Here is a 25,585-nt window from a genome sequence, read left to right as displayed (position 1 = left end):
GCGGGGGGAGGTCCGCTCGCTCAAGGGGCGGGGGAAGGCCGCGCGCTCAACGAGCGGGGGAACCGAGAGTCGCGGCGATCGCGGCATCCGGCGTCGCATGGCGGAACGCGAAACCGTCCTCGAGCAGCCGCCTCGGCACGGCACGCTGATCCGCCAGCAGCAGCTCCTCGGCGGCCCGTCCCATCCCCGTGCGCAACGCGAACGCGGGCAGTCGGAAGACATGCGGGCGGTGCAGGGCCCGCGCCAGCGCGGTCGTGACCTGTCGAGACGTGGCAGCCGCCGGCGCGACGAGATTCACGGGACCCGAGAGCTGCGACGCCGTCGCGAGATGCAGCAGCGCTCGCGACTCGTCCTCCAGGGCGATCCACGGCCAGTGCTGCCTTCCGTTGCCGACGGTCGCCCCGAGGCCGAGACGCGTGGTCAGCATCAGAGGCGTGAGCGCCCCGCCTGCGGCGAGGACCAGTCCGGTGCGGGCGTGCACGACGCGCGTGCGCGCCGCGGCCGGCCCGGTGGCGTCCTCCCAGGCCGATACGACGTCCGCGAGGAAGCCCCGCCCTCGACCGGCATCCTCGTCGAGCTCCTCGCCGGGGCGGTCTCCGTAGAATCCGACGGCCGATCCCGAGACCCACGCCGCGGGCGGGCGGTCGGACTGCGCGATCGCGTCCGCGATGGCAGCGGTCGTGTCCACGCGACTGCGCAGGATCACGTCGCGATACCGCGCGGTCCACGGCAGATGCGACAGGCTCGCGCCCGACAGGCTGATCACGGCATCCGCCCAGGCGATGGGCTCGGCGAGAGCCGAGCCGGACGCCGGATCCCAGCGATGCTCGCTCGCATCGACCGGATCCCGCCGCACGAGGGTGCGCACGTCGTGCCCGTTCCTGGCGAGGGATGCCGTGGCAGAGCCGATCAGACCCGATGCACCGACGAGGAGGATCCGCATGCCTCGAATCTAGCTTCCCCCCGGCGGAGAGCATCATGTGTTGCGCTCGTTACACAGCTGATACCGGATCGCAACGCGTGTGGGATTGGATTCCTGAAGCGGGCTGGGTAGCGTCGAAGGATCACCGTATCCGAGAGCGACGACGCTCCCGGTGCGCGCAACGAAGCGCTATACAGGGAAGGGCATCACCCATGCACCACACACCTCTGCGACGACGGGGAATCCTCGCCGTCACCGGCACAGCAGTCGCGGCACTGCTGCTCGCGGGATGCGTCGCCAGCGAACGCGGCGACGACACGGGCGAGGGATCAGCGGAAGTCGATTCGACCTTCATCTTCGCGGCATCCTCCGACCCGGCGAGCCTCGATCCCGCCTTCGCGCAGGACGGCGAGACCTTCCGCGTCTCGCGGCAGATCTTCGAGGGCCTCGTCGGAACCGAGCCGGGAACGGCAGACCCCGCGCCCCTGCTCGCCGAGTCGTGGGATTCCGCCGAGGACGGCATGTCGCACACCTTCACGCTCAAGGAGGGCGTGACGTTCCACGACGGCACGCCGTTCAACGCCGAGGCCGTGTGCGTCAACTTCGACCGCTGGTACAACTGGACCGGTCTGGCCGCCAGCGAGGCGTTCGGCTACTACTACGCCAAGCTGTTCCACGGCTACGCCTCCAACGCGGCTGATGCCGTCTACAAGTCGTGCTCGGCCGATGACGAGTTCACCGCGACGATCACGCTGAACAAGCCGTTCGCCGGCTTCATCCCGGCGCTCTCGCTCCCGGCGTTCGCCATGCAGAGCCCGACCGCGATGGCCGAGTTCGGCGCCGACGAGGTCGGCGGCACCGCCGACGCTCCGCAGATGTCGGAGTACGCCATGGGGCATCCGGCCGGCACCGGCCCGTTCCAGTTCGAGGAGTGGGCGCCGGGTGAGCAGGTCACGCTGACCGGCTACGACGACTACTGGGGTGACAAGGGCCAGATCGAGGAGATCATCTTCCGCACGATCGACGACCCGACGGCACGCCGTCAGTCGCTCGAGGCCGGCGACATCGACGGCTACGACCTGGTCGGTCCGGCCGACACGGCTGCTCTCGACGAGGACGGGTTCACGATGGTGTCGCGTCCGCCGTTCACGATCCTGTATCTCGCGTTCAACCAGGCCATCCCCGAGCTGCAGGACATCAAGGTCCGCCAGGCTCTGTCGCACGCGATCGACAAGGACGCCCTGATCACGCAGGTGCTCCCCGAGGGCACCGAGAGGGCGACCCAGTTCATGCCGGACACGGTCAACGGATACAACGATGACGTCACGACCTACGATTACGACCCCGACATGGCCAAGCAGCTGCTGGAGGAGGCGGGTTACACCGAAGCCAACCCGCTGAAACTGACGTTCAATTATCCGGTGAACGTGTCGCGGCCCTACATGCCGGACCCCGAGCAGATCTTCACCGTGCTCTCGTCGCAGCTCGCCGAGGTGGGCGTCGAGACGACGCCTGTGTCGGAGGAGTGGGTCGAGTACCTCGACCGCACGACGGGGACGGCGGACCACGGCATCCACCTTCTCGGCTGGACCGGTGACTACAACGACACCGACAACTTCGTCGGCGTCTTCTTCGGAGCGCAGAGTTCGGAGTGGGGCTTCGACAACCCCGAGCTGTTCCAGAAGCTCACCGAAGCGCGAGGCATCTCGAGCCTCGAGGAGCAGACACCGCTGTACGAGGAGATCAACGAGGATGTCGCGCAGTTCATCCCCGGTGTTCCGCTCGCGCACCCCGCTCCGACCCTGGCATTCGACCCCCGGGTCGAGAGCTATCCCGCCAGCCCGGTGAACGACGAGGTCTTCACGGACATCGTCCTGACCGAGTGACCATCTGCGTCCGGCCTCCGTCGTGCCTCGCACGACGGAGGCCGGACGCACCCGGAATCCGGAGACATATCCGTGCTGCGCACCATCGGCAGGCGACTGCTGCTACTCATTCCCACCCTGTTCGGGCTGAGCATCCTGCTCTTCGCCTGGGTCAGGGCCCTCCCCGGCGGCCCCGCGGTCGCCCTCCTCGGCGAGAAGGCGACGCCGGAGGCCATCGAACGCGTCAACGAGCTCTACGGGTTCGACGAGCCGCTGATCCAGCAGTACTTCACGTGGATCGGGCGACTCCTGCAGGGCGACTTCGGGACGTCGATCCAGACGAACCGACCCGTCACCGAGGAGTTCCTGCGGCGCTTCCCCGCGACCCTGGAGCTCTCCGTGGCCGCGTTGATCATCGCGATCGGCATCGGCATCCCCCTCGGCTACTGGGCCGCCCGTCGACACGGAAAGTTCACAGACCACGCCTCGGTCGTGCTGAGCCTGGTCGGCATCACCATCCCGGTGTTCTTCCTGGCCTTCATCCTCAAGTACGTCTTCGCAGTGCAACTGGGCTGGCTGCCGGCGGACGGCAGACAGAATCCGCGCATAGACGCGACTCATCCCACCGGCTTCTATGTGTGGGACGGCATCATCACGGGAGAGCTGGATGCCTCATGGGACGCCATCCTGCACCTGATCCTCCCGGCTCTTGCGCTCGGGACCATTCCGCTGGCGATCATCGTGCGCATCACCAGGGCCAGCGTCCTGGAAGTGCAGAACGCCGACTACGTGCGGACAGGCCGGGCCAAAGGCGTCGCGCCGGGCACGTTGCGCAATCGGTTCATCCTGCGCAATGCGATGCTGCCGGTGATCACCACGATCGGGTTGCAGGCGGGGCTGCTCATCGCGGGCGCCGTCCTCACCGAGACCGTGTTCGCGTTCCCGGGGATCGGATCGTTCCTGGCGAGGGCGATCTTCACCCGTGACTTCCCCGTGCTGCAGGGATTCATCATCTTCATCGCGATCGCCTACGCACTGATCAACCTCGCGGTGGACGTCTCCTACAGCGTGATCGACCCGAGAGTGAGGGTCCAATGACTTCGCCCATCCTTCCTCCGGCGCAGGGCGCCGGGATCATCGACACCGTCGCGGTCTCGCAAGAGGGGCTGAAGAGCAGCGGCGGCTTCTGGCAGGACGTGTTCCGCCGGCTGAGGGGCAACCCGACGGCATGGATCGGCGCGGCGATCGTGCTGCTGTTCCTGCTCGTCGCCGCGTTCGCACCGCTGCTGGCGCCGTATCCCGAGACGGCGCTCCCCGGCGCGAAGTACATCACCCCGACGCACATCCCCGGTCCGGGGGAGCTGCCGCAGTTCCCGCTGGGTCTGGACCGCTTCGGCGGCGACGTGCTGTCGAAGCTCATCTGGGGCGCGCAGGCGTCGCTCATGGTGGGTGTCGTCTCCACCGCGCTCGGTCTCGTCGGCGGAATGGTGCTCGGCCTGATCGCCGGAACGTTCGGCGGCTGGGTCGACACGCTGATCATGCGCATCGTCGACATCATCCTGTCGGTGCCGAACCTGCTGCTCGCCGTTTCGATCGCGGCGATCCTCGGCCAGACCCCGTACGCCGTGATGATCGCCATCGGCGCCTCTCAGGTGCCGATCTTCGCTCGCCTGCTGCGCGCGTCGATGCTGCAGCAGCGCTCCAGCGACTACGTGCTCTCGGCGCAGACGCTCGGGCTCGGGCGCGGCTCGATCACGATGTCGCACGTGCTGCCGAACTCGATCGGCCCCGTGATCGTGCAGGGGACGCTGACGCTGGCGACCGCCGTCATCGATGCCGCCGCGCTGTCGTTCCTCGGCCTCGGCGGCGGACGACCGGAGACGGCGGAATGGGGCCGGATGCTGACATACGCGCAGGCCGAACTGGCCATCGCTCCGTGGCTGGCGTTCCTCCCCGGCATCTGCATCGCGGTCACCGCGCTCGGCTTCACGCTGTTCGGTGAGGCGCTGCGAGAAGCGATGGACCCCCGGACGAGGGCACGGTGAGTGCCATGAAGGACACCAGCATGAATGCGCAGCCGCTGCTGCAGGTCGAGGGGCTCACCGTCGACTTCACCACCATGGACGGGGTCGTGCACGCCGTCGAAGGCGTCGACCTCGAGATCGCCGCCGGCCAGACCGTCGCGATCGTCGGTGAATCCGGTTCGGGCAAGTCGACGACGGCGATGGCGATCATCGGACTGCTCGCCGGCGGCGGTCGCGTCACCGCGGGCAGCATCCGCCTGGACGGTCGGGAGATCGCGCACGCGCCGGAGCACGAGATGCGCACGATCCGCGGGCGGCACATCGGGCTCGTACCGCAGGATCCGATGTCCAACCTCAATCCGGTGGCGAAGATCGGCACACAGGTCGCCGAGACCCTGCTGGTGCACGGCCTCGCCAACCGGCAGAACGTGTCGGCCAAGGTCGTCGAAGCGCTCACATCCGCCGGCCTTCCCGAGCCGGAGCGGCGGGCGAAGCAGTATCCGCACGAGTTCTCCGGCGGGATGCGCCAGCGAGCACTGATCGCGATCGGGCTCGCGTGCAAGCCGCGGCTCCTGATCGCCGACGAGCCGACGAGCGCGCTGGATGTGACCGTGCAGCAGACGATCCTCGACCAGATCGGCACGATGACCCGTGAGCTCGGCACGGCCGTGCTGCTGATCACGCACGACCTCGGGCTGGCCGCAGAGCGCGCGGAGCGCGTGATCGTGATGCACAGGGGGAAGGTCGTCGAGCAGGGGCCTGCGATGCAGATCCTCGAGAACCCGCAGCATCCGTACACGCAGTCGTTGGTGAAGGCCGCCCCGTCGGTCGCGGCCGTGCGGCTGATCCCGCAGGCTGCCCCTTCGCTCGTCGAGCGAGCCGAGACCCCCTCGCTCGTCGAGCGAGCCGAAGGCGAGTCGAAACGTGTTCTCGACGAAGCAGCGGCAGCCCCGGCATCCGACTACATCGTCGAGATCGAGAATCTGACGAAGGTCTATCCCGTGCGAGGGCGACGCGAGGATTTCGTCGCCGTGAACGACGTCTCGCTCGCGATCCCGCGCGGCGAGACGGTGGCGATCGTGGGGGAGTCGGGGTCGGGCAAGACCACGACGGCGCGGATGCTGCTGAAGGTGGTCGAGCCGACCAGCGGCACGATCCGGTTCGACGGCCAGGACATCGCGAGCATGAGCCGCGCCGAGTCCCGCTCGTTCCGGCAGCGCGTCCAGCCGATCTTCCAGGACCCGTACTCGAGCCTGAACCCGATGTTCACGATCGAGCGGCTGATCGGGGAGCCACTGGACTTCTACAAGCGGGGGAGCCGCTCGGAGCGCCGTGCGCGCGTGCGCAAGCTCCTCGACGACGTCGCGCTGCCGCAGTCGATGCTGCGGCGCTACCCGTCCGAGCTGTCCGGGGGCCAGCGGCAGCGCGTCGCGATCGCCCGCGCTCTCGCGCTGTCGCCTGACCTCGTCGTGTGCGACGAGCCGGTGTCCGCCCTCGACGTTCTCGTGCAGGATCAGATCCTGACGCTGCTGGGCGACCTGCAGCGCGAGTACGGCCTGAGCTACCTGTTCATCTCGCACGATCTCGCCGTGGTGCGGCTGATCAGCGACTACGTCTGCGTCATGAAGGACGGTGCGCTGGTGGAGGCCGCGAGCTCCGAGGAGATCTTCACCAATCCGCGCGATCCGTACACGAGGCGGCTGCTCGCGTCGATCCCGGGGAACGAGCTGAACATCGCGTCGTGAGCCGGACGGGGCCATCTCCGGGGCTTTTACCGCAGCATCCGAAATTGGTCAAGGACCTGACTGGACATGTCGTGAAATCCGACGTATAGTTGATCTTTGCGTTCGTATCTCCCTGCCCTCATATGGTGGTCGGCAGATGTTGAGCTCTCGAACGCACTCCACCTGACGACAAAGGAATCGAGAAGCCCTGCGGGGCTCACGGAGGTTATTCCCTTGGCTGCTGCTCGCAACGCATCCACATCCACCACCACCAAGAACGGACGCGGAGCATCCCGCCTCTCGTTCGCGAAGATCTCCGACACGCTGACGGTCCCCGACCTTCTCGCGCTGCAGACCGAGTCGTTCGACTGGCTCGTCGGCAACGAGGCCTGGAAGGCCCGCGTCGCCGAGGCCCGCGAGGCCGGGCGCAAGGACGTCAACGAGGTCTCCGGACTCGAGGAGATCTTCGAGGAGATCTCTCCGATCGAAGACCTCAGCGAAACCATGCAGCTGAGCTTCACGAACCCGTACCTCGAGCCTGAGAAGTACTCGATCGACGAGTGCAAGGAGCGCGGCAAGACGTATGCCGCCCCGCTGTACGTCGAGGCCGAGTTCATGAACCACCAGACCGGTGAGATCAAGACCCAGACGGTCTTCATGGGCGACTTCCCGCTCCAGACCGGCAAGGGAACGTTCATCATCAACGGCACCGAGCGTGTCGTCGTCTCCCAGCTGGTCCGCTCGCCCGGCGTCTACTTCGACAAGACGCCCGACAAGACCAGCGACAAGGACATCGTCTCCGCTCGCGTCATCCCCAGCCGCGGCGCATGGCTCGAGTTCGAGATCGACAAGCGCGACCAGGTCGGCGTGCGCATCGACCGCAAGCGCAAGCAGTCCGTCACGGTGTTCCTCAAGGCCCTCGGCCTGTCGAGCGAGGACATCCTCGCCGAGTTCGCCGGCTTCCCCTCCATCGAGGAGACCCTGGCGAAGGACACGATCCTCACCAAGGAAGACGCACTGCGCGACATCTACCGGAAGCTCCGTCCGGGCGAGCAGGTCGCCGCCGAGGCCGCCCGCGCGCTGCTGGACAACTTCTACTTCAACTCCAAGCGCTACGACCTGGCGAAGGTCGGTCGTTACAAGATCAACCAGAAACTCGGACTGGATGCCGCGCTGAACGAGTCGGTCCTGACCGTCGACGACATCGTCGCGACCATCAAGTACCTCGTCCGCCTGCACCGCGGCGACGAGTCCTTCGAGGGCATCCGCGCCGGCAAGAAGGCCGAGATCCGTCTGGCCACCGATGACATCGACAACTTCGGCAACCGTCGCATCCGCGCGGTCGGCGAACTGATCCAGAACCAGGTCCGCACGGGTCTGTCCCGCATGGAGCGCGTCGTTCGCGAGCGCATGACCACGCAGGACATCGAGGCCATCACGCCGCAGACCCTGATCAACGTGCGTCCCGTCGTCGCAGCGATCAAGGAGTTCTTCGGAACCTCGCAGCTGTCGCAGTTCATGGACCAGAACAACCCGCTCGCGGGTCTGACCCACAAGCGTCGCCTGTCGGCCCTGGGCCCCGGTGGTCTCTCGCGTGACCGCGCCGGTGTCGAGGTCCGTGACGTCCACCCGTCGCACTACGGCCGCATGTGCCCCATCGAGACGCCTGAAGGCCCGAACATCGGTCTGATCGGCTCGCTCGCGACCTTCGCGCGCATCAACTCGTTCGGATTCATCGAGACCCCGTACCGCAAGGTCGTCGACGGTCGCGTGACGGAAGAGATCGTGTACCTCACGGCATCCGAAGAGGCCGAGCACGTCGTCGCACAGGCGAACGCCATCCTGAAGAAGGACGGTCACTTCGCCGACGAGCGCGTTCTCGCCCGCCGAGGCCGCGACGGCGAGGTGGACCTGTTCCACCCCGAGGAGATCGGCTTCATGGACGTCTCGCCGCGCCAGATGGTGTCGGTCGCGACCTCGCTCGTGCCGTTCCTCGAGCACGACGACGCCCAGCGCGCCCTCATGGGTGCCAACATGCAGCGTCAGGCCGTGCCGCTGCTGCGCAGCGACTCGCCGCTGGTCGGAACCGGTATGGAGGGCTTCGCGGCCATCGATGCCGGTGACGTCCTCACCGCCGACAAGGCCGGTGTCGTCACGGAGGTCTCCGCGGATCGCGTCGTCGTCATGCTCGACGAAGGCGGGACGCAGGAGTACTACCTGCGCAAGTTCGACCGCTCCAACCAGGGCACGTCGTACAACCAGAAGGTCGTCGTCTCCGCCGGTGAGCGCGTGGAGAAGGGCGAGGTCATCGCTGATGGCCCCGCGACCGAGAACGGTGAACTGGCCCTCGGAAAGAACCTCCTCGTCGCGTTCATGACGTGGGAGGGCTACAACTTCGAGGACGCCATCATCCTGAGCCAGGATCTGGTGAAGGACGACACCCTCTCGTCGATCCACATCGAGGAGTACGAGGTCGACGCCCGCGACACCAAGCTCGGCAAGGAGGAGATCACCCGTGACCTCCCCAACGTCAGCCCGGAGCTGCTGAAGGACCTGGACGAGCGCGGCATCATCCGCATCGGTGCCGAGGTCCGCCCCGGCGACATTCTGGTCGGCAAGGTCACGCCGAAGGGCGAGACCGAGCTCAGCGCCGAGGAGCGACTGCTGCGCGCGATCTTCAACGAGAAGAGCCGCGAGGTCCGCGACACGTCGCTGAAGGTGCCCCACGGCGAGCAGGGCACGATCATCGCGGTCAAGGAGTTCAACGCCGAGGACGGCGACGACGAGCTCGGCAGCGGCGTCAACCGCCGTGTCGTGGTCTACATCGCCCAGAAGCGCAAGATCACCGAGGGCGACAAGCTCGCCGGCCGCCACGGCAACAAGGGCGTCATCGCGAAGATCCTCCCGATCGAGGACATGCCGTTCCTTTCGGACGGAACCCCGGTCGACATCGTGCTGAACCCGCTCGGAATCCCGGGTCGAATGAACTTCGGCCAGGTGCTGGAGACCCACCTCGGGTGGATCGCCAAGCAGGGCTGGAAGGTCGAGGGCACTCCGGAGTGGGCAGTGAACCTGCCGAAGGACGCCTTCGAGGCCGAGCCTGGCACGAAGGTCGCCACCCCGGTGTTCGACGGTGCCGCGGAGCAGGAGATCGCGGGTCTGCTCGACTCGACGCTGCCGACTCGTGACGGCGTGCGCCTGATCGATTCCAGCGGCAAGACGCAGCTGTTCGACGGTCGCTCGGGTGAGCCTTTCCCGATGCCGATCTCGGTGGGCTACATGTACATCCTGAAGCTGCACCACCTCGTCGACGACAAGATCCACGCGCGTTCGACCGGTCCGTACTCGATGATCACCCAGCAGCCGCTCGGTGGTAAGGCGCAGTTCGGCGGCCAGCGCTTCGGTGAGATGGAGGTGTGGGCCCTCGAGGCCTACGGTGCCGCGTACGCGCTGCAGGAGCTCCTCACGATCAAGTCCGACGACATCCTCGGCCGCGTCAAGGTGTACGAGGCCATCGTCAAGGGCGAGAACATCCAGGAGCCCGGCATCCCGGAGTCGTTCAAGGTGCTCATGAAGGAGATGCAGTCGCTCTGCCTGAACGTCGAGGTCCTCTCGGCCGACGGCACGGCGGTCAACCTCCGCGACACCGACGACGAGGCCTTCCGTGCAGCTGAGGAGCTGGGAATCAACATCTCCAGCCGCTTCGAGTCCGCTTCGATCGACGAGATCTGAATCTCGTCAGATCCCCTGATTCCTTAAGTATTTCGACACAGGAGAACTAGTGCTCGACGCAACAACCTTCGATGAGCTTCGCATCGGCCTCGCCACCGCAGACGACATCCGCGGATGGTCGTACGGTGAGGTCAAGAAGCCCGAAACCATCAACTACCGCACGCTCAAGCCCGAGAAGGACGGCCTCTTCGGCGAGCAGATCTTCGGACCCAGCCGCGACTGGGAGTGCGCCTGCGGCAAGTACAAGCGAGTCCGCTTCAAGGGCATCGTCTGCGAGCGCTGCGGCGTGGAGGTCACCAAGAGCTCCGTCCGCCGTGAGCGCATGGGCCACATCGAGCTGGCGGCGCCCGTCACGCACATCTGGTACTTCAAGGGCGTCCCGTCGCGCCTCGGATACCTGCTGGACATGGCGCCCAAGGACCTCGAGAAGGTCATCTACTTCGCGGCCTACATGGTCATCTCGGTCGACGAGGATGCTCGTCACCGCGACCTGGCCACGCAGGAGAACAACATCCGCCTCGAGCTGAAGACGCTCGCAGACCGCCGCGACTCCAAGATCGCAGCGCGCCTGGCCAAGCTGGAGGAGGAGCTCGCAGCCCTGGAGGCTGAGGGCGCCAAGGCCGACGCCAAGAAGAAGGTCAAGGACGCCGCCGAGAAGGAGATGGGCCTCGTCCGCAAGGGCACCGACGAGCAGATCGCCAAGCTCGAGCGCGTGTGGGAGGACTTCCGCACGCTCGAGGTCGGCGCACTCCGCCCCGAGGATGACGTCTTCCACGAGCTGCAGGACCGGTTCGGTCAGTACTTCGAGGCCTACATGGGCGCCGAGTCGATCCAGCGCCGTCTGCGCGACTTCGACCTGGCCGCCGAGGCGGAGAACCTGCGTCTGCAGATCTCCGAGGGCAAGGGCCAGCGCAAGATCCGTGCGATCAAGCGCCTGAAGGTCGTCAGCTCGTTCCTCGAGACCGGTATGAGCCCGGCCGCGATGGTTCTGGACGTCGTCCCGGTGATCCCGCCGGAGCTTCGTCCGATGGTGCAGCTGGACGGTGGCCGCTTCGCGACCAGCGACCTGAATGACCTGTACCGCCGCGTGATCAACCGCAACAACCGTCTTCGTCGTCTGATCGACCTCGGTGCCCCCGAGATCATCGTCAACAACGAGAAGCGCATGCTGCAGGAGGCCGTCGACGCACTGTTCGACAACGGCCGCCGCGGTCGCCCCGTCACGGGTACCGGCAACCGCGCCCTGAAGTCCCTGAGCGACATGCTCAAGGGAAAGCAGGGTCGCTTCCGCCAGAACCTGCTCGGAAAGCGCGTCGACTACTCGGGCCGTTCGGTCATCGTCGTCGGCCCGCAGCTGAACCTGCACCAGTGCGGTCTGCCCAAGCAGATGGCTCTCGAGCTGTTCAAGCCGTTCGTGATCAAGCGTCTGATCGACCTCGGTCACTCGCAGAACATCAAGGCGGCCAAGCGCGCCGTCGAGCGCACGCGTCCCGAGGTCTGGGACGTGCTCGAGGAGATCATCCGCGAGCGCCCCGTGCTGCTGAACCGTGCACCCACCCTGCACCGTCTCGGCATCCAGGCGTTCGAGCCCCAGCTCGTCGAGGGCAAGGCCATCCAGCTGCACCCGCTCGTCTGCGCCGCCTTCAACGCGGACTTCGACGGCGACCAGATGGCTGTGCACCTGCCGCTGTCGGTCGAGGCTCAGGCCGAGGCCCGCGTGCTGATGCTCGCGTCGAACAACATCCTGAAGCCGTCGGACGGCCGTCCGGTCACCCTGCCCTCGCAGGACATGATCATCGGTCTGCACCACCTGACCACGGTCAAGGAGGGCGCTGCCGGTGAGGGTCGCGCGTTCGGCTCCGTGGCCGAGGCGCTGCTCGCGAAGGACGAGGGCTCCCTCGACCTGCAGGCGAAGGTCCGCATCCGCATCCCGGGTCTGACCTTCCTCGAGGGCGAAGCCCCCGAGGGCTACGAGCGTCACGGTCTCGTGGACGCCTCGCTCGGTCAGGCGATCTTCAACGACACGCTCCCCAAGGGCTACCCGTTCGTCCGCGAGCAGGCCGACAAGGGCAAGCTGTCGCAGATCGTCAACAAGCTGGCCGAGGAGTACCCCAAGGTCGAGACGGCTGCCACGCTGGACCGCATCAAGAACGCCGGTTTCTACTGGGCCACGCGCTCGGGTGTGACCGTCGCTCTGAGCGACATCCTCACGCCGCCGAACAAGGCCGAGATCGTCGCGGGCTACGAGAAGCAGGCCGCGAAGGTCCAGTCCCAGTACGAGAAGGGTCTCACCACCGACGCCGAGCGTCGTCAGGAGCTCATCAAGATCTGGACCGAGGCGACCGACGAGGTTCAGGCCGCGATGCGGGCGAACTTCCCGGAGGACAACACCATCAACCGCATGGTGTCCTCGGGTGCTCGTGGTAACTGGCTGCAGATCCGCAACATCGCGGGTATGCGAGGCCTGGTGAACAACCCGAAGGGTGAGATCATCCCTCGCCCGATCATCTCCTCGTACCGCGAGGGGCTCTCGGTCGCGGAGTACTTCATCGCCACGCACGGTACCCGTAAGGGTCTGGCCGACACCGCTCTGCGTACCGCCGACTCGGGTTACCTGACCCGTCGTCTGGTGGATGTCTCGCAGGACGTCATCATCCGCGAAGAGGACTGCGGCACGACGAAGGGCCTCGAGCTCCCGATCGCCGCTGCGAACTCGGCCGGCGAGCTGGTGCGCGACGCGAACGTGGAGAACTCCGTGTTCGCCCGTACGCTCGCCTCCGACGTCGTCGACGCGAAGGGCGAGGTCGTCGCGACCGCCGGTGAGGACGTCGGAGACGTCCTGATCGACAAGCTCGTCGGGCTCGGCGTCGAGGCCATCAAGGTCCGCTCGGTCCTGACCTGCGACTCGGCTGTCGGCGTCTGCGCGCAGTGCTACGGCCGTTCGCTCGCGACCGGCAAGACCGTGGACATCGGCGAGGCCGTCGGCATCATCGCGGCACAGTCGATCGGTGAGCCCGGTACCCAGCTGACGATGCGTACGTTCCACACCGGTGGTTCGGCGTCGGCGGATGACATCACCCAGGGTCTGCCCCGTGTGCAGGAGCTGTTCGAGGCGCGTACCCCCAAGGGCGCGTCCCCGATCGCCGAGGCCGACGGTCGCATCACGATCGACGAGACGGACAAGGCCAAGAAGGTCATCCTCACGCCCGACAACGGCGACGAGGCAGTGGTCTACCCGGTGCTGAAGCGTGCAACGCTTCTCGTCGAGGACGGCCAGCACGTCACGGTCGGTCAGCCCCTGCAGGTCGGCACGCTCGACCCCAAGGAGGTCATGCGCGTACTGGGTGCTCGCGAGGTGCAGCGTTACCTCGTCGGCGGCGTCCAGGGCGTCTACCGTTCGCAGGGTGTGCCGATCCACGACAAGCACATCGAGGTCATCGTGCGCCAGATGCTGCGGAAGGTCACCGTGGTCGACCACGGCGACACCACGCTGCTGCCGGGTGAGATGGTGGACCTCAAGCGCTACCAGAACATCAACCGTGAGACCGTCGGCGAGGGCAAGCGCCCCGCTTCCGGTCGCCCGGAGCTGATGGGTATCACCAAGGCGTCGCTCGCCACGGAGTCCTGGCTGTCGGCCGCTTCCTTCCAGGAGACGACCCGCGTTCTCACGCAGGCCGCCATGGAGGGCAAGCGCGACCCGCTGGTCGGTCTCAAGGAGAACGTCATCATCGGTAAGCTCATCCCCGCCGGTACGGGTCTGTCCAAGTACCGCAACATCACGGTGGAGGCCACCGAGGAGGCCAAGAGCGAGCGCTACCCGAACCGGATCTTCGCATCCGACGGTGCGTACGCCGACGGCGACTTCGGTTACGTCGACTTCGACGCGTTCTCGACCGATGACATCACGCCCGGCACCTACAACTGATTGAGGCGAGAGCCGGCGAGCTTGCTCGTCCGGCCAAGCCGATTGAGGTTGTAGAGCGACGAAGTCGCGACATAACTGAGCCGAGCTGATTCACTGACAAGGCCCCGATCCCGCAAGGGATCGGGGCCTTCGTCGTTCGAGGAGGAGCCTCGGATGCCGCGGCATCCGCTCGTCAGGCCGCCGGCGTGCTCGTAGGCGTGGGCGTGCTCGTCGGGGTCGGCGCCGGAGTGGACGTGCCGAACAGGTGCAGGGCGATGTCGGCGGTGTATCCGGGAGGAGCCAGGTTCGAGTACTTCGTGTCGATCAGCACGTCGTCGCGCCAGTAGAGCGTGCGTCCGTCGGTGACCGGATACTCCTTGTTCTCCCACGTCTTCTCGCAGCGGACTCCGGCATCCGGCTGGTAGCAGGTGAAGCCGTCCTCATCCGCGAGATCGTTGAGGTCCGCCATCGCCTCTTCGCGAGGGACGACCGAGATGGTCGTCACGAGTCCGGTGGTGTCGGCCTTCGGATCGCCCCAGGCGCAGATCAGCGAGCCGTCGTCCTGGACGCCGGTCGGCGCGAAGGCCTTGTCGTTAAGCGGGACGTCGGCGAGCAGGTCCAGGATCGGATCGGACAGGATGGCGCGGCAGTCCGTCGGCATCGTGATCGTCGGCGGCGTGCGGATCGGGCCGGGGGTGGCTGACGGGCTCGCCGATTCCTCGGATGCTGTCGTTTCTTCAGGGGCCGGGTCTTCGCCCGTCGACGGGCCGGCCGGAGAGCAGCCGGCGAGCAGAACCGTCAGCAGAAGGGCCGCGGCGATCGGGGTGGTGCGCGCGTTCATGACGTCACGGTATCGCGGGGCGTGCGCGACGCGGCATCGGCGCGCGGTTGCCGACGCGGTAGGTTCGTCACGTGAGTGCAGTGAGGACAGGACGCGTCGTCGTGATCGGGGACGCACTGATCGACGAGATCCGCGACGATGCCGGCATCCGCGAACTGGTCGGCGGCGCCGCCTTGAACGTGGCAGTCGGGCTGCGGCGGCTCGGGGTGGCGACGTCGCTGATCGCCATGGTGGGCGACGACGAAGCCGGTGCGCACATCCGCGAATACCTCGGCGACCACGACGTGCGGCTGATCGAGACGCCGGCACCGTACGGCTCGTCGCGCGCGATCGTCACGCGGTCGGCGGACGGCGAGCCCAGCTACGTCTTCAATCGTGCAGCGCAGCAGCGGACGATCCGCTACGACGAGGCGGCGCAGGAGGCGATCGCCCAGGCATCGCTCGTCGCGATCAGCTGCTTCCCGTTCGACGTCCCCGCCGAAGTCGACGCACTGCGCACCGCGCTGCGCGGAGCACGGGTCGCGATCGACCCGAATCCGCGGTCCGGGATGCTGAGCGACCGTGACGCGTTCGTCACAGGGTTCGAATCCCTGGTCCCGGATGCCGAGATCATCAAGGTCGGCGCCGATGATGCGGTGCTGCTGTACGACGGCGATCTCGACGCGCTGCGCGGACGTCTGCGCGGGCTCGGCGCGCGAGCGGTGCTCGCGACGGCCGGTTCGGATGGTGCCGCGCTCGAATCGGAAGCCGGGACGCTCCACGCTCCGATCGCCGTGCTCCCCGGGGCAGTCGTCGACACCGTCGGCGCCGGCGATGCGACGCTCGCGGCTGTCGCTGCGGGCTTGATCGAGGGGGCACCCGATGGAGCGGCCGGCTGGCAGGTACTGCTCGACAGGGCCATGGCGGTCGCCGCTGCGACGTGTCGGTCCGAAGGCGGTCTGCTGCGAACGCCTGAGTCGCTGACCGCCCGCGACGGCGCGAGCCTGAGCACCTGATCCCTCGATTTCGCCCGCTCGCCTCGCGCAGGTATGATGGATTTTCGCGCCCCCGGTTGGCTGGACAAGCCGGACGGGGGTGCATTGGCGAGTTACCCAAGCGGCCAAAGGGATCTGACTGTAAATCAGACTGCATTGCATTCGGGGGTTCGAATCCCTCACTCGCCACGTTTTCTCCGAAGGGCTCCGCGCAGCGGGGCCCTTCGTCGTTCATCGACCGGCAATCTCAGGTGGGTAGATTGATCCCCGTGGGAGGGGGCCGCGTGGTCGACCAGGGGGAAGCGCCGATCGGGCACGTCGTGCACCTTGTCCGAACGCTCGACGATTCGGCGGCGCCCGAGCGGATCGGCCTCCCGATCCGCATCAGCGCCTGGGGCCGGATCGTCGTCTGGCTGCTCGTCGGAGTGGGGGCGATCGCCACCGGCATCCTGCTGTTCCACCTGTGGTCCGGGGATTCGCCGTGGTGGTTCACCCTGATCTTCACGTTCATGCCGGGGTTCGTCGTCGTCGGCTTCGCTGTGGCGTTCGCGGATTCGGCCCGGCGTGCGCGCACGGAGGTCGTGCTGGCGCAGCGATGGGCCGACACGCGGGAGCGGGCCACGGCGTCCGAAGGCCGGGTCGCGGACCGGCAGGTGAGTCTCACGGAGCACGGGGGAGTGTCGGCGTTCACGCTGACCGTCGCGGATTCGGCAGGATTCGGCATCCGCGCGCGCTGGTTCCGCAACACTCCGGATGCCGGTGACGTCACGCTGCTGCAGACCCAGGTCCCGGCCGTCGGCTCGCGCGTGCGCATCTGGCAGGTCGGCTCGCTGGCCGAGGATGCTCCGGTCATCGTCGAGGCGCTCGATCCGAGCATCGTGAACTGAGTTCGCGCTAGTCGTCGTGCTCGTCGTCCTCGAGCAGCATGCCGACGGACGTCGCGCACGCGTCTCCTCGCCAGGCTTCGATGCCCTCATGGATGGCGAAGCCCGCGATCACGAGGGCCGCGAGCGCGTCAGCCCACCACCATCCGAACCACAGGTTGAGCAGAAGGCCGATCAGTACCGCTGCGCTGAGATAGGTGCAGATCATGGTCTGCTTCGAGTCCGCGACGGCGCTCGCCGAACCGAGCTCCCGCCCCGTGCGCCGTTCCCACAGCGATAGGAACGGCATGACGATGACGCTGACCACCGCGACCCCGATGCCGAGCGGTGAATGCGATGGTTCGTCCCAGATGCCGGAGAGCGTGAGGACCGCGCTGACCGCCACCCAGGCGGCGAGGGCGAAGAATGCGACGGCGATGACGCGCAGGGTCGGCTTCTCCCAGCGCTCCGGGTCCCGTCGCGTGAACTGCCAGGCCACGGCGGCCGCCGACAGCACCTCGATCGTGGAGTCGAGGCCGAAGCCGAGCAGCGCCGCAGACGAAGCGGCGGCTCCTGCGGACAGCGCCACGATCGCCTCGATCAGGTTGTACCCGATCGTGATGCCGACGATGAGGCGGATGCGGCGGTGGAGCACGTGCCGTCGGCTGTCGGTGAGGGCGGTCATGCGGTCCGCTCGCAGCATCCCGCCACCGTGCAGGACGCGTCGCAGCACGGCTCGTTGTCAGCGACCGCGAGTGTGACGCGCAGCAGCTCGCGGATCGCGGCGCCGAGGTGCGGATCGACCACCTCGTAGAACGTCTGCCGTCCCCGTGGCTCGGCGACGACGAGTCCGCATCCGCGGAGACACGCGAGATGGTTGGAGACGTTCTGCTTGGTGAGATCCAGCTCCCGTGCGAGATCCGCCGGGTGCATCCCGCCATCGAGCAGGCGTGTGAGCATGCGTGCGCGTGTGCGGTCGGACATGGCGCGTCCGACCCGTGTCATCACGTCTGCTGCGGAGTCGAGGGTGAGCATGGCTTAACAGTACAGCGAAGGCTGTACGATCGACATCGCCTCAATCCGAGTTCCACGACAGCGCAGCGACAGCCGGATCGACGATGCACTCATATACGGCCTCCTCGCGGAACCGGAACTCCCGCTCGAGTTCCGGAGTGATCTCGATCCCGAGTCCTGGGCGGTCCGCGAGGGCGATCGCACCGTCGGCGATCGTGACGGCGCCATCCAGCAGTCGGGAGCGCAAGGCATATTCGGGCAGCGGCCACTCGACGACCGACGCGCCGCCGGCAGCCGCGACATGGTAGTTCGCGAGCACGCCGACACCCGCGCCCCAGCAGTGCACGTACACCTCGGTCTCTGCCGCGCGGGCGGCGGCGAAAACGTTCAGCACCGAACCGAGGCCGCCGATGACGGTCGCGTCCGGTTGGACGATGTCATAGGCGTTCCGGCGGACGCGCTCGCAGAGTTCGGCATCCGTCGTCACGATCTCGCCGCCGGCGATCGCGACCTCCGTTCGGGCGGCGAGTTCGGGCAGTCGATGGATCTGGTCCGGGCCGAGCACCTCTTCGAGGAAGGCGGGGAGCGTCCCTGTCGCGACTGCCACGCGATCGATGAAGGCCAGAACATCCTCAGGGGTCTGTGATGGTGTGACGAGATTCTGGGTCATGTCGATCGCGATCTCGATTCCGGATGCCGCGGCCGACGCCAGACTCCAGGAGACCTTGTCGAGCTGATGGGTGCGTGCCCGGATCTTGAAGACGTCGATGCCGAGGGCGGCCACGGTGTCGATCTCGCGCTGCATCGAGGCGGGAGTGCGGGAGTCGCCCCCGCTGGCGTATGCGCGCAGCATCGGAGTCTCTGTGCCGCCGAGGTGCCGCCAGAGCGGCACTCCGGTGGCTTTCGCTGCGCAGTCCTGCAACGCGATCTCGATGGCGCTGATCGCGTGCCTCGCTGCTCCCTGCAAGCTCCAGTAACCGGTGGCGGTGACGAGATCATCGAATCTCGCGGCGATGTCACCGGCATCCCTCCCGACCAGTGCCGGACCGAGCAGCTCGATGATGCTGCGGAACACCTCGGGGGCGAAGACGGCCACGTAGCCTTCGCCGATCCCGGTCGTGCCGTCGCTCAACGTGATCTCTACGAAGCCGGCCGTACGCAGGCCGGACGGCAGATGCAGCAGGTTCTCCATGCTGTGCTGCGGGTCGCCGTAGGGAGCGCTCAACAGGATCGGCCGTACCCGTGCGATGGTCGCCATCGTCTCCTCCATCTCCTGCTCGCGGCAGGACTCAGTATTCGAGCTGGCAGTCGACGAGCCCGCGCAGCTGCTCGCCGGCGCGGAAGCGTTCGGCATTCGCGGCGAAGAAGCGCGCCTTGTCGATCAGTTCCTCCCGGTGCCCTCCGCCGGTGTGCTGCGTGAGGATGGTGCGCGGCGTCGTCCAGAGCGGATGATCGACAGGCAGAGGCTCCTCGTGCGTGACATCGAGGACGGCACCACCGAGTCGACCGGAATTCAGCGCTTCGGCCAGTGCGTCTTCGTCGATCAGCGATCCACGCCCCACGTTCGCGACGATCGCCGTCGGCGGCAGCGCCGCGATTCTGTCGCGGTGGAGCAGCATACGGGTCGCGGGCGTGCTCGGCAGACATCCGATGACCAGATCGCACTCGGGCAGCACGACGTCGAGCTGCTCCGTTCCATGCAATTCGGCGAGCAGAGAGCGGCGGGCGAACGTGAGGACCCGGCATCCGAACGCCTCGAGAACCTGGCGGACCTGTCGGCCGATGGATCCGGCTCCGAGGACGACTGCCGTGCTTCGTGCGAGCAGAGACGTCGTCGGACGGATCTCCAGGCTCCGCCAACGCCTCTCCTGTCGTGCGATGGACAGCTCGTCGAGGCCTCGCGTGAGGCTCAGGATGCCGGCGATCACGGTCTCAGCTGCGGGATGCGCGAACTGGCCCTCGAGATTGGTCACACGGATGTCGCGCTGCCGGATCAGCGCCGACGCATCGCGGTAGTACTCGTAGCCGACGGACTCCAGTTGCAGCCAGCGCAGTGCCGCGAGCCGCGGAATCCACGCCGCGGGGATCGTGCCGAACATCACCTCGCATGCGGCGAACGATTCGTCCCATGCCGGAGCTCCGCCTGTTCGATCCGCCCTGTAGAGCGTGTCCGTCGCGAATGCGCGTCGACAGAGATCCATGGCGGCGTCATCGAGGTGGGCGGTGATCCCGACGCGCATGCGGCTCCGATCGTAAGAAATTAGATATCTGATGACTATGCTAGTCGGCCTCTCGCAGGTCGGTCAAGAGTTCGGTCTTGACCAGTTATTAGATATCTGATCTACTGATGCGGTCCCGAGTTTCGATGAAGCAACACCTGGAGGACTGTCATGAACCGAGCACCCCGATTCCGCCGACTGGCGGCCGTCGCCGTGGCACTGTCGGCGACCACTGCTCTCGCTGCCTGCGGCAGCCTCGGAGGCGGCGGAGGTGGCGGAGGCGTCGCCGAAGGCGATGGCGTCATCACCTTCTGGCACTACTACGGCGATCCTCACGGCGTGCCGCTCGAGGCCGTTCTCGCCGACTACACCGAGGAGACCGGGGTCGAGGTGGAGGCGCGCTTCATCCCCTACGACGACTTCAACCGGACGCTGCAGCAAGCGGCTGCGGCCGGCGAACTGCCTGACGTTGCGCTCATCAATGCGTTCGACACGGCTCAGATGGCGGATGCCGGGATCATCGAGGATCTCAGCGCGTACGTCGAAGGATGGGGCGAGCAGGATGCGTATTACGAGACCGGCTGGGAGTCGGGTCAGGTCGATGGCGCGGCATTCGGCATCCCGCACCTCGCCGACGTGTACGCGCTCTACTACAACGAAGCGCTCCTGACGGAAGCGGGCGTCGCCGTCCCCACGACGTGGGACGAAATGGAAATGGCCGCGAAGACGATCACCGAGAGCGGCACGGCGTCGTACGGCATGGCGATGTCGGGCATCGAGGGCGCCGAAGGCGCGACGGGCATCCTCCTGCGGACGCTCGCGGCCGGGGGAGACCTCGCGGACTTCGGCGGTGAGGCGGGGGTCGCGGCGCTGGAGTCCATCAAGCGCATGACGGAATCGGGCGGGCTGTCCGAGGGGTTCCTGACCTGGAACGAGGACGACGCGATGGCGGCGTTCACGAACGGGGAGGCGGCGATGGCGATCAACTCCGCCAGCGCCATCAATGTCGTACGCGAGAGCGCCCCGGACATGAAATGGAGCGTCGCTCCGCTTCCTGCTGATGAGACCGAGGCGACCTACCTGTCCGCCGAGAATCTCACGATCGGAGCCGGCAGCGGCGACGCGGATGCCGCTTGGGAACTCATCGAATGGATGCAGCAGCCGAGCGTTCTCGAGGAGTACCTCCCCGCGAGGAACAAGCTCCCCGCGCGCGACGACGTGCCAGGCGCGGTCACAGACCCGGTGCGCGCGACGTTCGCCGACCAGCTCGTCAACGCCTGGGCGCCGACCGGCGACCTCGCGGCGCGCTCGAACGAGGCGCTCACCATCGTGCAGCAGGCGCTGCAGGCCGTCATCAGCGGCACGGCGTCGCCTGCGGATGCTGCGGCGACCGCTCAGGCCGCCATCGATGAGGCTGTGGGGAGCTGATCCATGGCTCTGGCCACGCCATCCCGCACCGCTCAGAGGCGGTCGGCCATCGCGTCTCCGCAGCCGGCGCCGACCGGTCGCGGAGGCGGGCGCCTCCGGCGTCTCGCGGTGCCGGCACTCTTCGTGCTGCCCGCGGTGATCTTCGTCGGGGCGACGGTCGTCTATCCGCTGCTCTACAGCGTGTTGCAGAGCTTCTTCGATGTCGGTCTGCGCGAAGTCGTCCAGGGCGGGGCGCAGTGGGTCGGTCTGGACAATTACATCGACCAGTTCGGCCGAACTCGCTTCTGGTATTCCTTCGCCATCTCGATCGTCTACGCGCTCGGGAGCGTCGCACTCACCTTCCTCGCCGGACTCGGGCTCGCCCTGCTCCTCCGACGGGCGTTCCGAGGTCGCAACATCCTGCGGGCCCTCATCCTCATCGCCTGGGTCCTCCCGACAGTCGTCAGCGCGAACGTCTGGCGCTGGCTGCTCGACGGGAGCTACGGACTCCTGAACGCCGTACTGCGTTCCCTCGGCCTGATCGACGGCGACGTCTTCTGGCTGGGTCAGCCCGTCACGGCCATCGCCGCGGTGATCATGGCCACCGCGTGGAGCTTCGCACCCTTCGCGATGATCCTGCTCTCCGCAGGACTCGAAGGCATCTCCGGAACGCTGTACGAAGCAGCGCGCATCGACGGCGCGTCTCCATGGCAGCAGTTCCGCTACGTCACCATGCCGCAGCTGCGCCCCGTTGCGCTGGCTGCGCTCCTGCTCATCTTCATCTACACGTTCAAGACGTTCGACACGATCTTCCTGATGACCGCGGGTGGCCCGGGCGGCGCGACATCGACGTTGCCGGTGTACGCGTACAACGAGGCGTTCGAGTTCTCTCGGTTCGACACCGCCGCGGTCGCCACGACCGTCCTGATGCTGGTGCCGATCTTCCTCTCGATCGCGTACTTCCGCACGCTGCGCAAGGAGAACGACGCATGACGGCCACACACGCGCTCATCGTCCCCCGCAGGACCCGCACGCGTTCGCATCGCGAGTTGATGGTCGGACGGTGGCTGGCCGTCGCCGGCACGCTCGTCACGGCGGTCTATCTCATTCCGGTCTACTGGATGGTCGTCACCTCGCTCAAGACGAGCGACGCCACGTTCCGTGTGCCACCGGACCTGATCCCGCTGCCGCCGACGATCGAGTCGTACGCGACGGCCGTGTTCGGCGACCCGGATATCGCCCGAGGGCTCGGCAACAGCGCGATCATCGCGATCGGTACGACGGTGGTCACCCTCGCCCTTGCGCTTCCCGCGGCGTACGGTCTCGCCAAGTTCCGGATGCGGGGCATCGGCGTCGTGATGATGCTCATGCTCATCGTGCAGATGGTGCCCTCGGTCAATCTGGCGCTGCCGATGTTCGTCCTGTTCAGCAGCGCGGGGCTCGTGAACTCCTACCTGGGCCTGATCATCGCGAACTGCTCCTTGGCGGTGCCGCTCGCGATCACGATCCTGCGGCCCTACTTCCTGAGCGTTCCCGCGGAGGTCGTCGAGGCGGCGAAGGTCGACGGATGCAACGAGTTCACGTCGTTCCTGCGCATCGTCCTGCCGATCTCCGCTCCCGGAATCGTGACGGTGGCCGTGATCAGCTTCCTCGGTGCGTGGGGAGAGTTCGTGTTCGGACTGTCCCTGGCCACCAGCGAACAGATCCAGCCCATCACGATCGTCCTCGCCGAGATCACGAACGAGTTCGGCGTCCGATGGAACGACCTGATGGCGGTCTCCGCCGTCGTCGCGCTGCCGGTCATCGCAGCATTCATCTTCCTTCAGCGGTACATCGTCGCCGGTCTCACCGACGGCGCAACGAAAGCGTGAACGCACGCATGAGAAAGGTCGGTTCATGAGCAGGTTCGAATTCTGGGCGGCATCCCTGGCCCCGTACGACGAGGCAGGACGGGTCGATGTGTCCCGGATCCCGGAGCAGGCGGCGCACATGCGTGCGATCGGCATCCGCGGTGCGTTCGTCAACGGCACGAGCGGAGAGTTCCCCTTCCTGACGATCGACGAGCGCGTGGCGATCCTGGAGGGATGGGTGAAGGCGCGCCCTGACGGCTTCGGCATCGGCGTACAGGTGGGCGGGCTGCCGCTCGAGCCGACCAGGGAACTGGCCGCGCACGCCGCCTCGCTCGGCGTGGACCTCGTCTCGAGCGTCGCGCCGTATTACGGCCAGGCGGCGAGCGTCGGGCACACCGTCGGGTGGCTCGCAGACGTGGCGGATGCCGCAGGCACCGTGCCCTTCTGCTACTACCAGATCCCCTCGATGACCGGCTCGACGCAGCGTCCCAGCGACATCCTGAAGGCCGCAGAGTCGGCGATCCCGACGATGGACGCCGTGAAGTTCACGGATGAGGACCTGATGGAACTCGACGCGATCCGCCTGGTGCGCCCGGACGTGCGGCTCTACTTCGGACGCGACGAGCTGCTGCCCGCCGCGCTCGCCCTCGGCGCCGGAGCGGCGATCGGGAGCCTCTACAACGGACTCGCTCCGCTCGCTCACGCCGCTGTCGACGCCTTCGACGCCGGCGATCTTGCGCGCGCGTCCGAGCTCCACAAACCCTTCCGCGACATCGCCAGAGTTGCAACAGGACCGGGTTTCGTCAAAGAGCTCATGAACGAGCTCGGCCCCGACGTGGGGCCGGCACGCGGTGTCTGGGGTCCGGTGACCGCGTCCGATCGCGCCGTCATCGATCGCATCGCGCCCGCGCTGCGCGACGCGGTCGCCGAAGCGCTCGACGCCCAGCGCGTCGATGACGTCGGCTGAGCGGTACCGTCAGAGCATGAGACCAGGCGGACCCATCTATCTCGTCGCACAGCGCAGGCTGCGCGACTACATCCGCGAACACGATCTGTCGCCGGGAGATCGGCTTCCGAGCGAAGCCGATCTCGCAGCAGAGCTGGGCGTGAGCCGGCTCTCCCTGCGCGAGGCGACGCGCAGCCTGCAGACGCTGGGCGTCATCGAGGCGCAGCACGGCAACGGGCTCTTCGTGTCGGAGTTCTCGTTCCGCCCGATCATCGACCAGCTGCCCTACGGCCTCGCCGGGGCAGGACGAGCGATCTCCGAGGTGCTGGTCGTGCGGGAATCGATGGAGGTCGGGCTGATGTCGGCGGTGGTCCGCGCAGGGTTGCAGGAGGAACTGCAGCGCTGCGCGGTCATCGCCGCGGAGATGATCGAGCGGGGAGAGCGCGGCGAGGACTTCCGCGACCTCGATGAGGAGTTCCACCGCACGCTGTACTCGGGGCTTCAGAACCCGTTGGTCGACAACCTCATCGACCTGTTCTGGCATCTGTTCGGCACGCTGGTCCGCGAGGTGGGCGATCGGATGCCGGCGCCGGCGCCCGATAGAGGCGCCGTGCACGCGCGGATCATCGAGGCGCTTCTGGCGGGTGACGAGGACCTTGCCGTCCACCGCATGCGCGAGCACTTCGACGACCTGCGCAGGCGGGTCACGGCCCTGGAGGGCGGGGCGGCGCCAGGCCAGGGCAGGGCTTCATAGACTGGAGCGATGCGAGCGCTCACCGAAGCAGACGTCCGCGCCGGTTTCGTCAACGCAGAGGCGGATGAACTGCGCGTCATGGAGATGCCGCACGACTTCGTGCTCACGGACTGGGACTATCTCGACTTCTTCGCCTGGCGCGATCCGTCCGTTCCGCGACGCGGGTACATCCTCGCCCAGATCGACGGCGGCATCGTCGGCGTCGTGCTGCGCGCGACGGACCCGGGGCGCGCACGCAACGGCATGTGCAACATCTGCCACTCGCTTCAGCCGGGCAACCAGGTCGCGCTGTTCTCCGCACGGAGGGCAGGCGAGGCTGGTGCCCGCGGTGACAGCGTCGGAACATACATCTGCGCCGACCTGTCCTGCCACGAGAACGTGCGTCTGGCGCATCCCCTCGCTCCGAACGAGATCCGGGCGTCCGGGCAGGTCGACATGCGACTGGACGGCACGCGTCGTCGCATGGAGCGCTTCGTCGCGAGCGTCATCGCCTGACCTCGCAGCCCGCTCGCGCGATTACGCTGGACGGAACTGTCCGCGCATCGA

General features: G+C 67.1%; 20 protein-coding genes and 1 tRNA gene. 15 read left to right on the top strand and 6 right to left on the bottom strand.

Annotation, left to right across the window (positions count from 1 at the left end; genetic code table 11):
- Positions 1-46: 46 nt before the first annotated feature.
- Entirely contained in the window at positions 47-943 is an 897-nt protein-coding gene (locus tag ACI7YT_RS14805) for a TIGR01777 family oxidoreductase (protein WP_406246465.1), read from the bottom strand.
- Positions 944-1,134: 191 nt separating this feature from the next.
- Between ACI7YT_RS14805 and ACI7YT_RS14800 the strand changes: the two genes are divergently transcribed.
- The 6 genes from ACI7YT_RS14800 to rpoC all read left to right on the top strand — a co-directional run bounded on the left by ACI7YT_RS14800 (position 1,135) and on the right by rpoC (position 14,192).
- On the top strand, positions 1,135-2,808 hold the full coding sequence (locus ACI7YT_RS14800) for an ABC transporter substrate-binding protein (RefSeq protein ID WP_406246463.1): 1,674 nt from the start codon (positions 1,135-1,137) through the stop codon (positions 2,806-2,808).
- Between the two features lie 72 nt (positions 2,809-2,880).
- Positions 2,881-3,885 carry an ABC transporter permease gene (locus ACI7YT_RS14795; RefSeq protein ID WP_406246461.1) on the top strand — a complete coding sequence of 335 codons (1,005 nt, stop codon included), beginning with the start codon at positions 2,881-2,883 and terminating at the stop codon, positions 3,883-3,885.
- Complete coding sequence (locus ACI7YT_RS14790; RefSeq protein WP_406246459.1) at positions 3,882-4,832, top strand: ABC transporter permease; 951 nt, start codon at positions 3,882-3,884, stop codon at positions 4,830-4,832. The genes ACI7YT_RS14795 and ACI7YT_RS14790 overlap by 4 nt, the downstream gene beginning before the upstream one ends.
- Positions 4,833-4,837: 5 nt before the next feature.
- Positions 4,838-6,556: an ABC transporter ATP-binding protein gene (locus ACI7YT_RS14785; protein WP_406246457.1), complete on the top strand. Its 1,719-nt coding sequence runs from the start codon at positions 4,838-4,840 to the stop codon at positions 6,554-6,556.
- Positions 6,557-6,769: 213 nt separating this feature from the next.
- Entirely contained in the window at positions 6,770-10,267 is a 3,498-nt protein-coding gene (locus ACI7YT_RS14780; RefSeq protein ID WP_406246455.1) for a DNA-directed RNA polymerase subunit beta, read from the top strand.
- A gap of 49 nt (positions 10,268-10,316) precedes the next feature.
- On the top strand, positions 10,317-14,192 hold the full coding sequence (rpoC, locus tag ACI7YT_RS14775) for a DNA-directed RNA polymerase subunit beta' (protein ID WP_406246454.1): 3,876 nt from the start codon (positions 10,317-10,319) through the stop codon (positions 14,190-14,192).
- Between the two features lie 172 nt (positions 14,193-14,364).
- Here rpoC and ACI7YT_RS14770 read toward each other — a convergent pair whose 3' ends face one another.
- Positions 14,365-15,012 carry a hypothetical protein gene (locus ACI7YT_RS14770; RefSeq protein WP_406246452.1) on the bottom strand — a complete coding sequence of 216 codons (648 nt, stop codon included), beginning with the start codon at positions 15,010-15,012 and terminating at the stop codon, positions 14,365-14,367.
- A 71-nt stretch (positions 15,013-15,083) separates the two neighbouring features.
- On the opposite strand from ACI7YT_RS14770, the gene ACI7YT_RS14765 reads away from it, so the two are divergent.
- The 3 genes from ACI7YT_RS14765 (at position 15,084) to ACI7YT_RS14755 (ending at position 16,873) form a co-directional block, all read left to right on the top strand.
- Positions 15,084-16,007 (top strand): carbohydrate kinase family protein, encoded by a 924-nt coding sequence (locus ACI7YT_RS14765; protein WP_406246451.1) that lies wholly within the window; start codon positions 15,084-15,086, stop codon positions 16,005-16,007.
- 86 nt (positions 16,008-16,093) lie between these two features.
- Positions 16,094-16,175 (top strand) — tRNA-Tyr (locus tag ACI7YT_RS14760).
- Between the two features lie 80 nt (positions 16,176-16,255).
- Complete coding sequence (locus tag ACI7YT_RS14755; protein WP_406246450.1) at positions 16,256-16,873, top strand: hypothetical protein; 618 nt, start codon at positions 16,256-16,258, stop codon at positions 16,871-16,873.
- 7 nt (positions 16,874-16,880) lie between these two features.
- Here ACI7YT_RS14755 and ACI7YT_RS14750 read toward each other — a convergent pair whose 3' ends face one another.
- Genes ACI7YT_RS14750 through ACI7YT_RS14735 form a run of 4 tightly spaced genes read right to left on the bottom strand, consistent with a single transcriptional unit; the run spans position 16,881 to position 20,103 of the window.
- Positions 16,881-17,534, bottom strand: a complete 654-nt coding sequence (locus ACI7YT_RS14750) for a cation diffusion facilitator family transporter (protein WP_406246448.1) — start codon at positions 17,532-17,534, stop codon at positions 16,881-16,883.
- Positions 17,531-17,884, bottom strand: a complete 354-nt coding sequence (locus ACI7YT_RS14745; protein ID WP_406246446.1) for an ArsR/SmtB family transcription factor — start codon at positions 17,882-17,884, stop codon at positions 17,531-17,533. Before ACI7YT_RS14745 ends, ACI7YT_RS14750 begins: the two co-directional genes overlap by 4 nt.
- Positions 17,885-17,924: 40 nt before the next feature.
- On the bottom strand, positions 17,925-19,121 hold the full coding sequence (locus tag ACI7YT_RS14740) for a mandelate racemase/muconate lactonizing enzyme family protein (RefSeq protein ID WP_406246445.1): 1,197 nt from the start codon (positions 19,119-19,121) through the stop codon (positions 17,925-17,927).
- A 31-nt stretch (positions 19,122-19,152) separates the two neighbouring features.
- On the bottom strand, positions 19,153-20,103 hold the full coding sequence (locus ACI7YT_RS14735; protein ID WP_406246443.1) for a D-2-hydroxyacid dehydrogenase: 951 nt from the start codon (positions 20,101-20,103) through the stop codon (positions 19,153-19,155).
- 150 nt (positions 20,104-20,253) lie between these two features.
- Between ACI7YT_RS14735 and ACI7YT_RS14730 the strand changes: the two genes are divergently transcribed.
- Genes ACI7YT_RS14730 through ACI7YT_RS14705 form a run of 6 tightly spaced genes read left to right on the top strand, consistent with a single transcriptional unit; the run spans position 20,254 to position 25,534 of the window.
- Positions 20,254-21,510, top strand: coding sequence for an extracellular solute-binding protein (locus ACI7YT_RS14730; RefSeq protein ID WP_406246441.1), 1,257 nt, complete (start codon positions 20,254-20,256; stop codon positions 21,508-21,510).
- Positions 21,511-21,513: 3 nt separating this feature from the next.
- On the top strand, positions 21,514-22,482 hold the full coding sequence (locus ACI7YT_RS14725; RefSeq protein ID WP_406246440.1) for a carbohydrate ABC transporter permease: 969 nt from the start codon (positions 21,514-21,516) through the stop codon (positions 22,480-22,482).
- Complete coding sequence (locus ACI7YT_RS14720; RefSeq protein WP_406246438.1) at positions 22,479-23,360, top strand: carbohydrate ABC transporter permease; 882 nt, start codon at positions 22,479-22,481, stop codon at positions 23,358-23,360. The genes ACI7YT_RS14725 and ACI7YT_RS14720 overlap by 4 nt, the downstream gene beginning before the upstream one ends.
- 25 nt (positions 23,361-23,385) lie before the next feature.
- Positions 23,386-24,306 (top strand): dihydrodipicolinate synthase family protein, encoded by a 921-nt coding sequence (locus ACI7YT_RS14715; protein WP_406246436.1) that lies wholly within the window; start codon positions 23,386-23,388, stop codon positions 24,304-24,306.
- Between the two features lie 16 nt (positions 24,307-24,322).
- Positions 24,323-25,039 (top strand): FadR/GntR family transcriptional regulator, encoded by a 717-nt coding sequence (locus ACI7YT_RS14710; RefSeq protein WP_406246434.1) that lies wholly within the window; start codon positions 24,323-24,325, stop codon positions 25,037-25,039.
- Between the two features lie 9 nt (positions 25,040-25,048).
- Complete coding sequence (locus tag ACI7YT_RS14705; protein ID WP_406246431.1) at positions 25,049-25,534, top strand: FBP domain-containing protein; 486 nt, start codon at positions 25,049-25,051, stop codon at positions 25,532-25,534.
- Positions 25,535-25,585: the final 51 nt, after the last annotated feature.

Source organism: Microbacterium sp. M, assembly GCF_045181065.1.
GTDB lineage: Bacteria > Actinomycetota > Actinomycetes > Actinomycetales > Microbacteriaceae > Microbacterium.
Note: the sequence above shows the minus strand (reverse complement) of the source record. Positions and strands in the feature narration are given on the sequence as shown.

Bases quoted from the DNA above. Each gene is read 5' to 3' on its own strand.
- ACI7YT_RS14805 (WP_406246465.1), bottom strand. From the start codon at position 943: ATGCGGATCCTCCTCGTCGGTGCATCGGGTCTGATCGGCTCTGCCACG.
- ACI7YT_RS14800 (WP_406246463.1), top strand. From the start codon at position 1,135: ATGCACCACACACCTCTGCGACGACGGGGAATCCTCGCCGTCACCGGC.
- ACI7YT_RS14790 (WP_406246459.1), top strand. From the start codon at position 3,882: ATGACTTCGCCCATCCTTCCTCCGGCGCAGGGCGCCGGGATCATCGAC.
- ACI7YT_RS14785 (WP_406246457.1), top strand. From the start codon at position 4,838: ATGAAGGACACCAGCATGAATGCGCAGCCGCTGCTGCAGGTCGAGGGG.
- ACI7YT_RS14770 (WP_406246452.1), bottom strand. From the start codon at position 15,012: ATGAACGCGCGCACCACCCCGATCGCCGCGGCCCTTCTGCTGACGGTT.
- ACI7YT_RS14750 (WP_406246448.1), bottom strand. From the start codon at position 17,534: ATGACCGCCCTCACCGACAGCCGACGGCACGTGCTCCACCGCCGCATC.
- ACI7YT_RS14745 (WP_406246446.1), bottom strand. From the start codon at position 17,884: ATGCTCACCCTCGACTCCGCAGCAGACGTGATGACACGGGTCGGACGC.
- ACI7YT_RS14740 (WP_406246445.1), bottom strand. From the start codon at position 19,121: ATGGCGACCATCGCACGGGTACGGCCGATCCTGTTGAGCGCTCCCTAC.
- ACI7YT_RS14735 (WP_406246443.1), bottom strand. From the start codon at position 20,103: ATGCGCGTCGGGATCACCGCCCACCTCGATGACGCCGCCATGGATCTC.
- ACI7YT_RS14730 (WP_406246441.1), top strand. From the start codon at position 20,254: ATGAACCGAGCACCCCGATTCCGCCGACTGGCGGCCGTCGCCGTGGCA.
- ACI7YT_RS14725 (WP_406246440.1), top strand. From the start codon at position 21,514: ATGGCTCTGGCCACGCCATCCCGCACCGCTCAGAGGCGGTCGGCCATC.
- ACI7YT_RS14720 (WP_406246438.1), top strand. From the start codon at position 22,479: ATGACGGCCACACACGCGCTCATCGTCCCCCGCAGGACCCGCACGCGT.
- ACI7YT_RS14715 (WP_406246436.1), top strand. From the start codon at position 23,386: ATGAGCAGGTTCGAATTCTGGGCGGCATCCCTGGCCCCGTACGACGAG.
- ACI7YT_RS14710 (WP_406246434.1), top strand. From the start codon at position 24,323: ATGAGACCAGGCGGACCCATCTATCTCGTCGCACAGCGCAGGCTGCGC.
- ACI7YT_RS14705 (WP_406246431.1), top strand. From the start codon at position 25,049: ATGCGAGCGCTCACCGAAGCAGACGTCCGCGCCGGTTTCGTCAACGCA.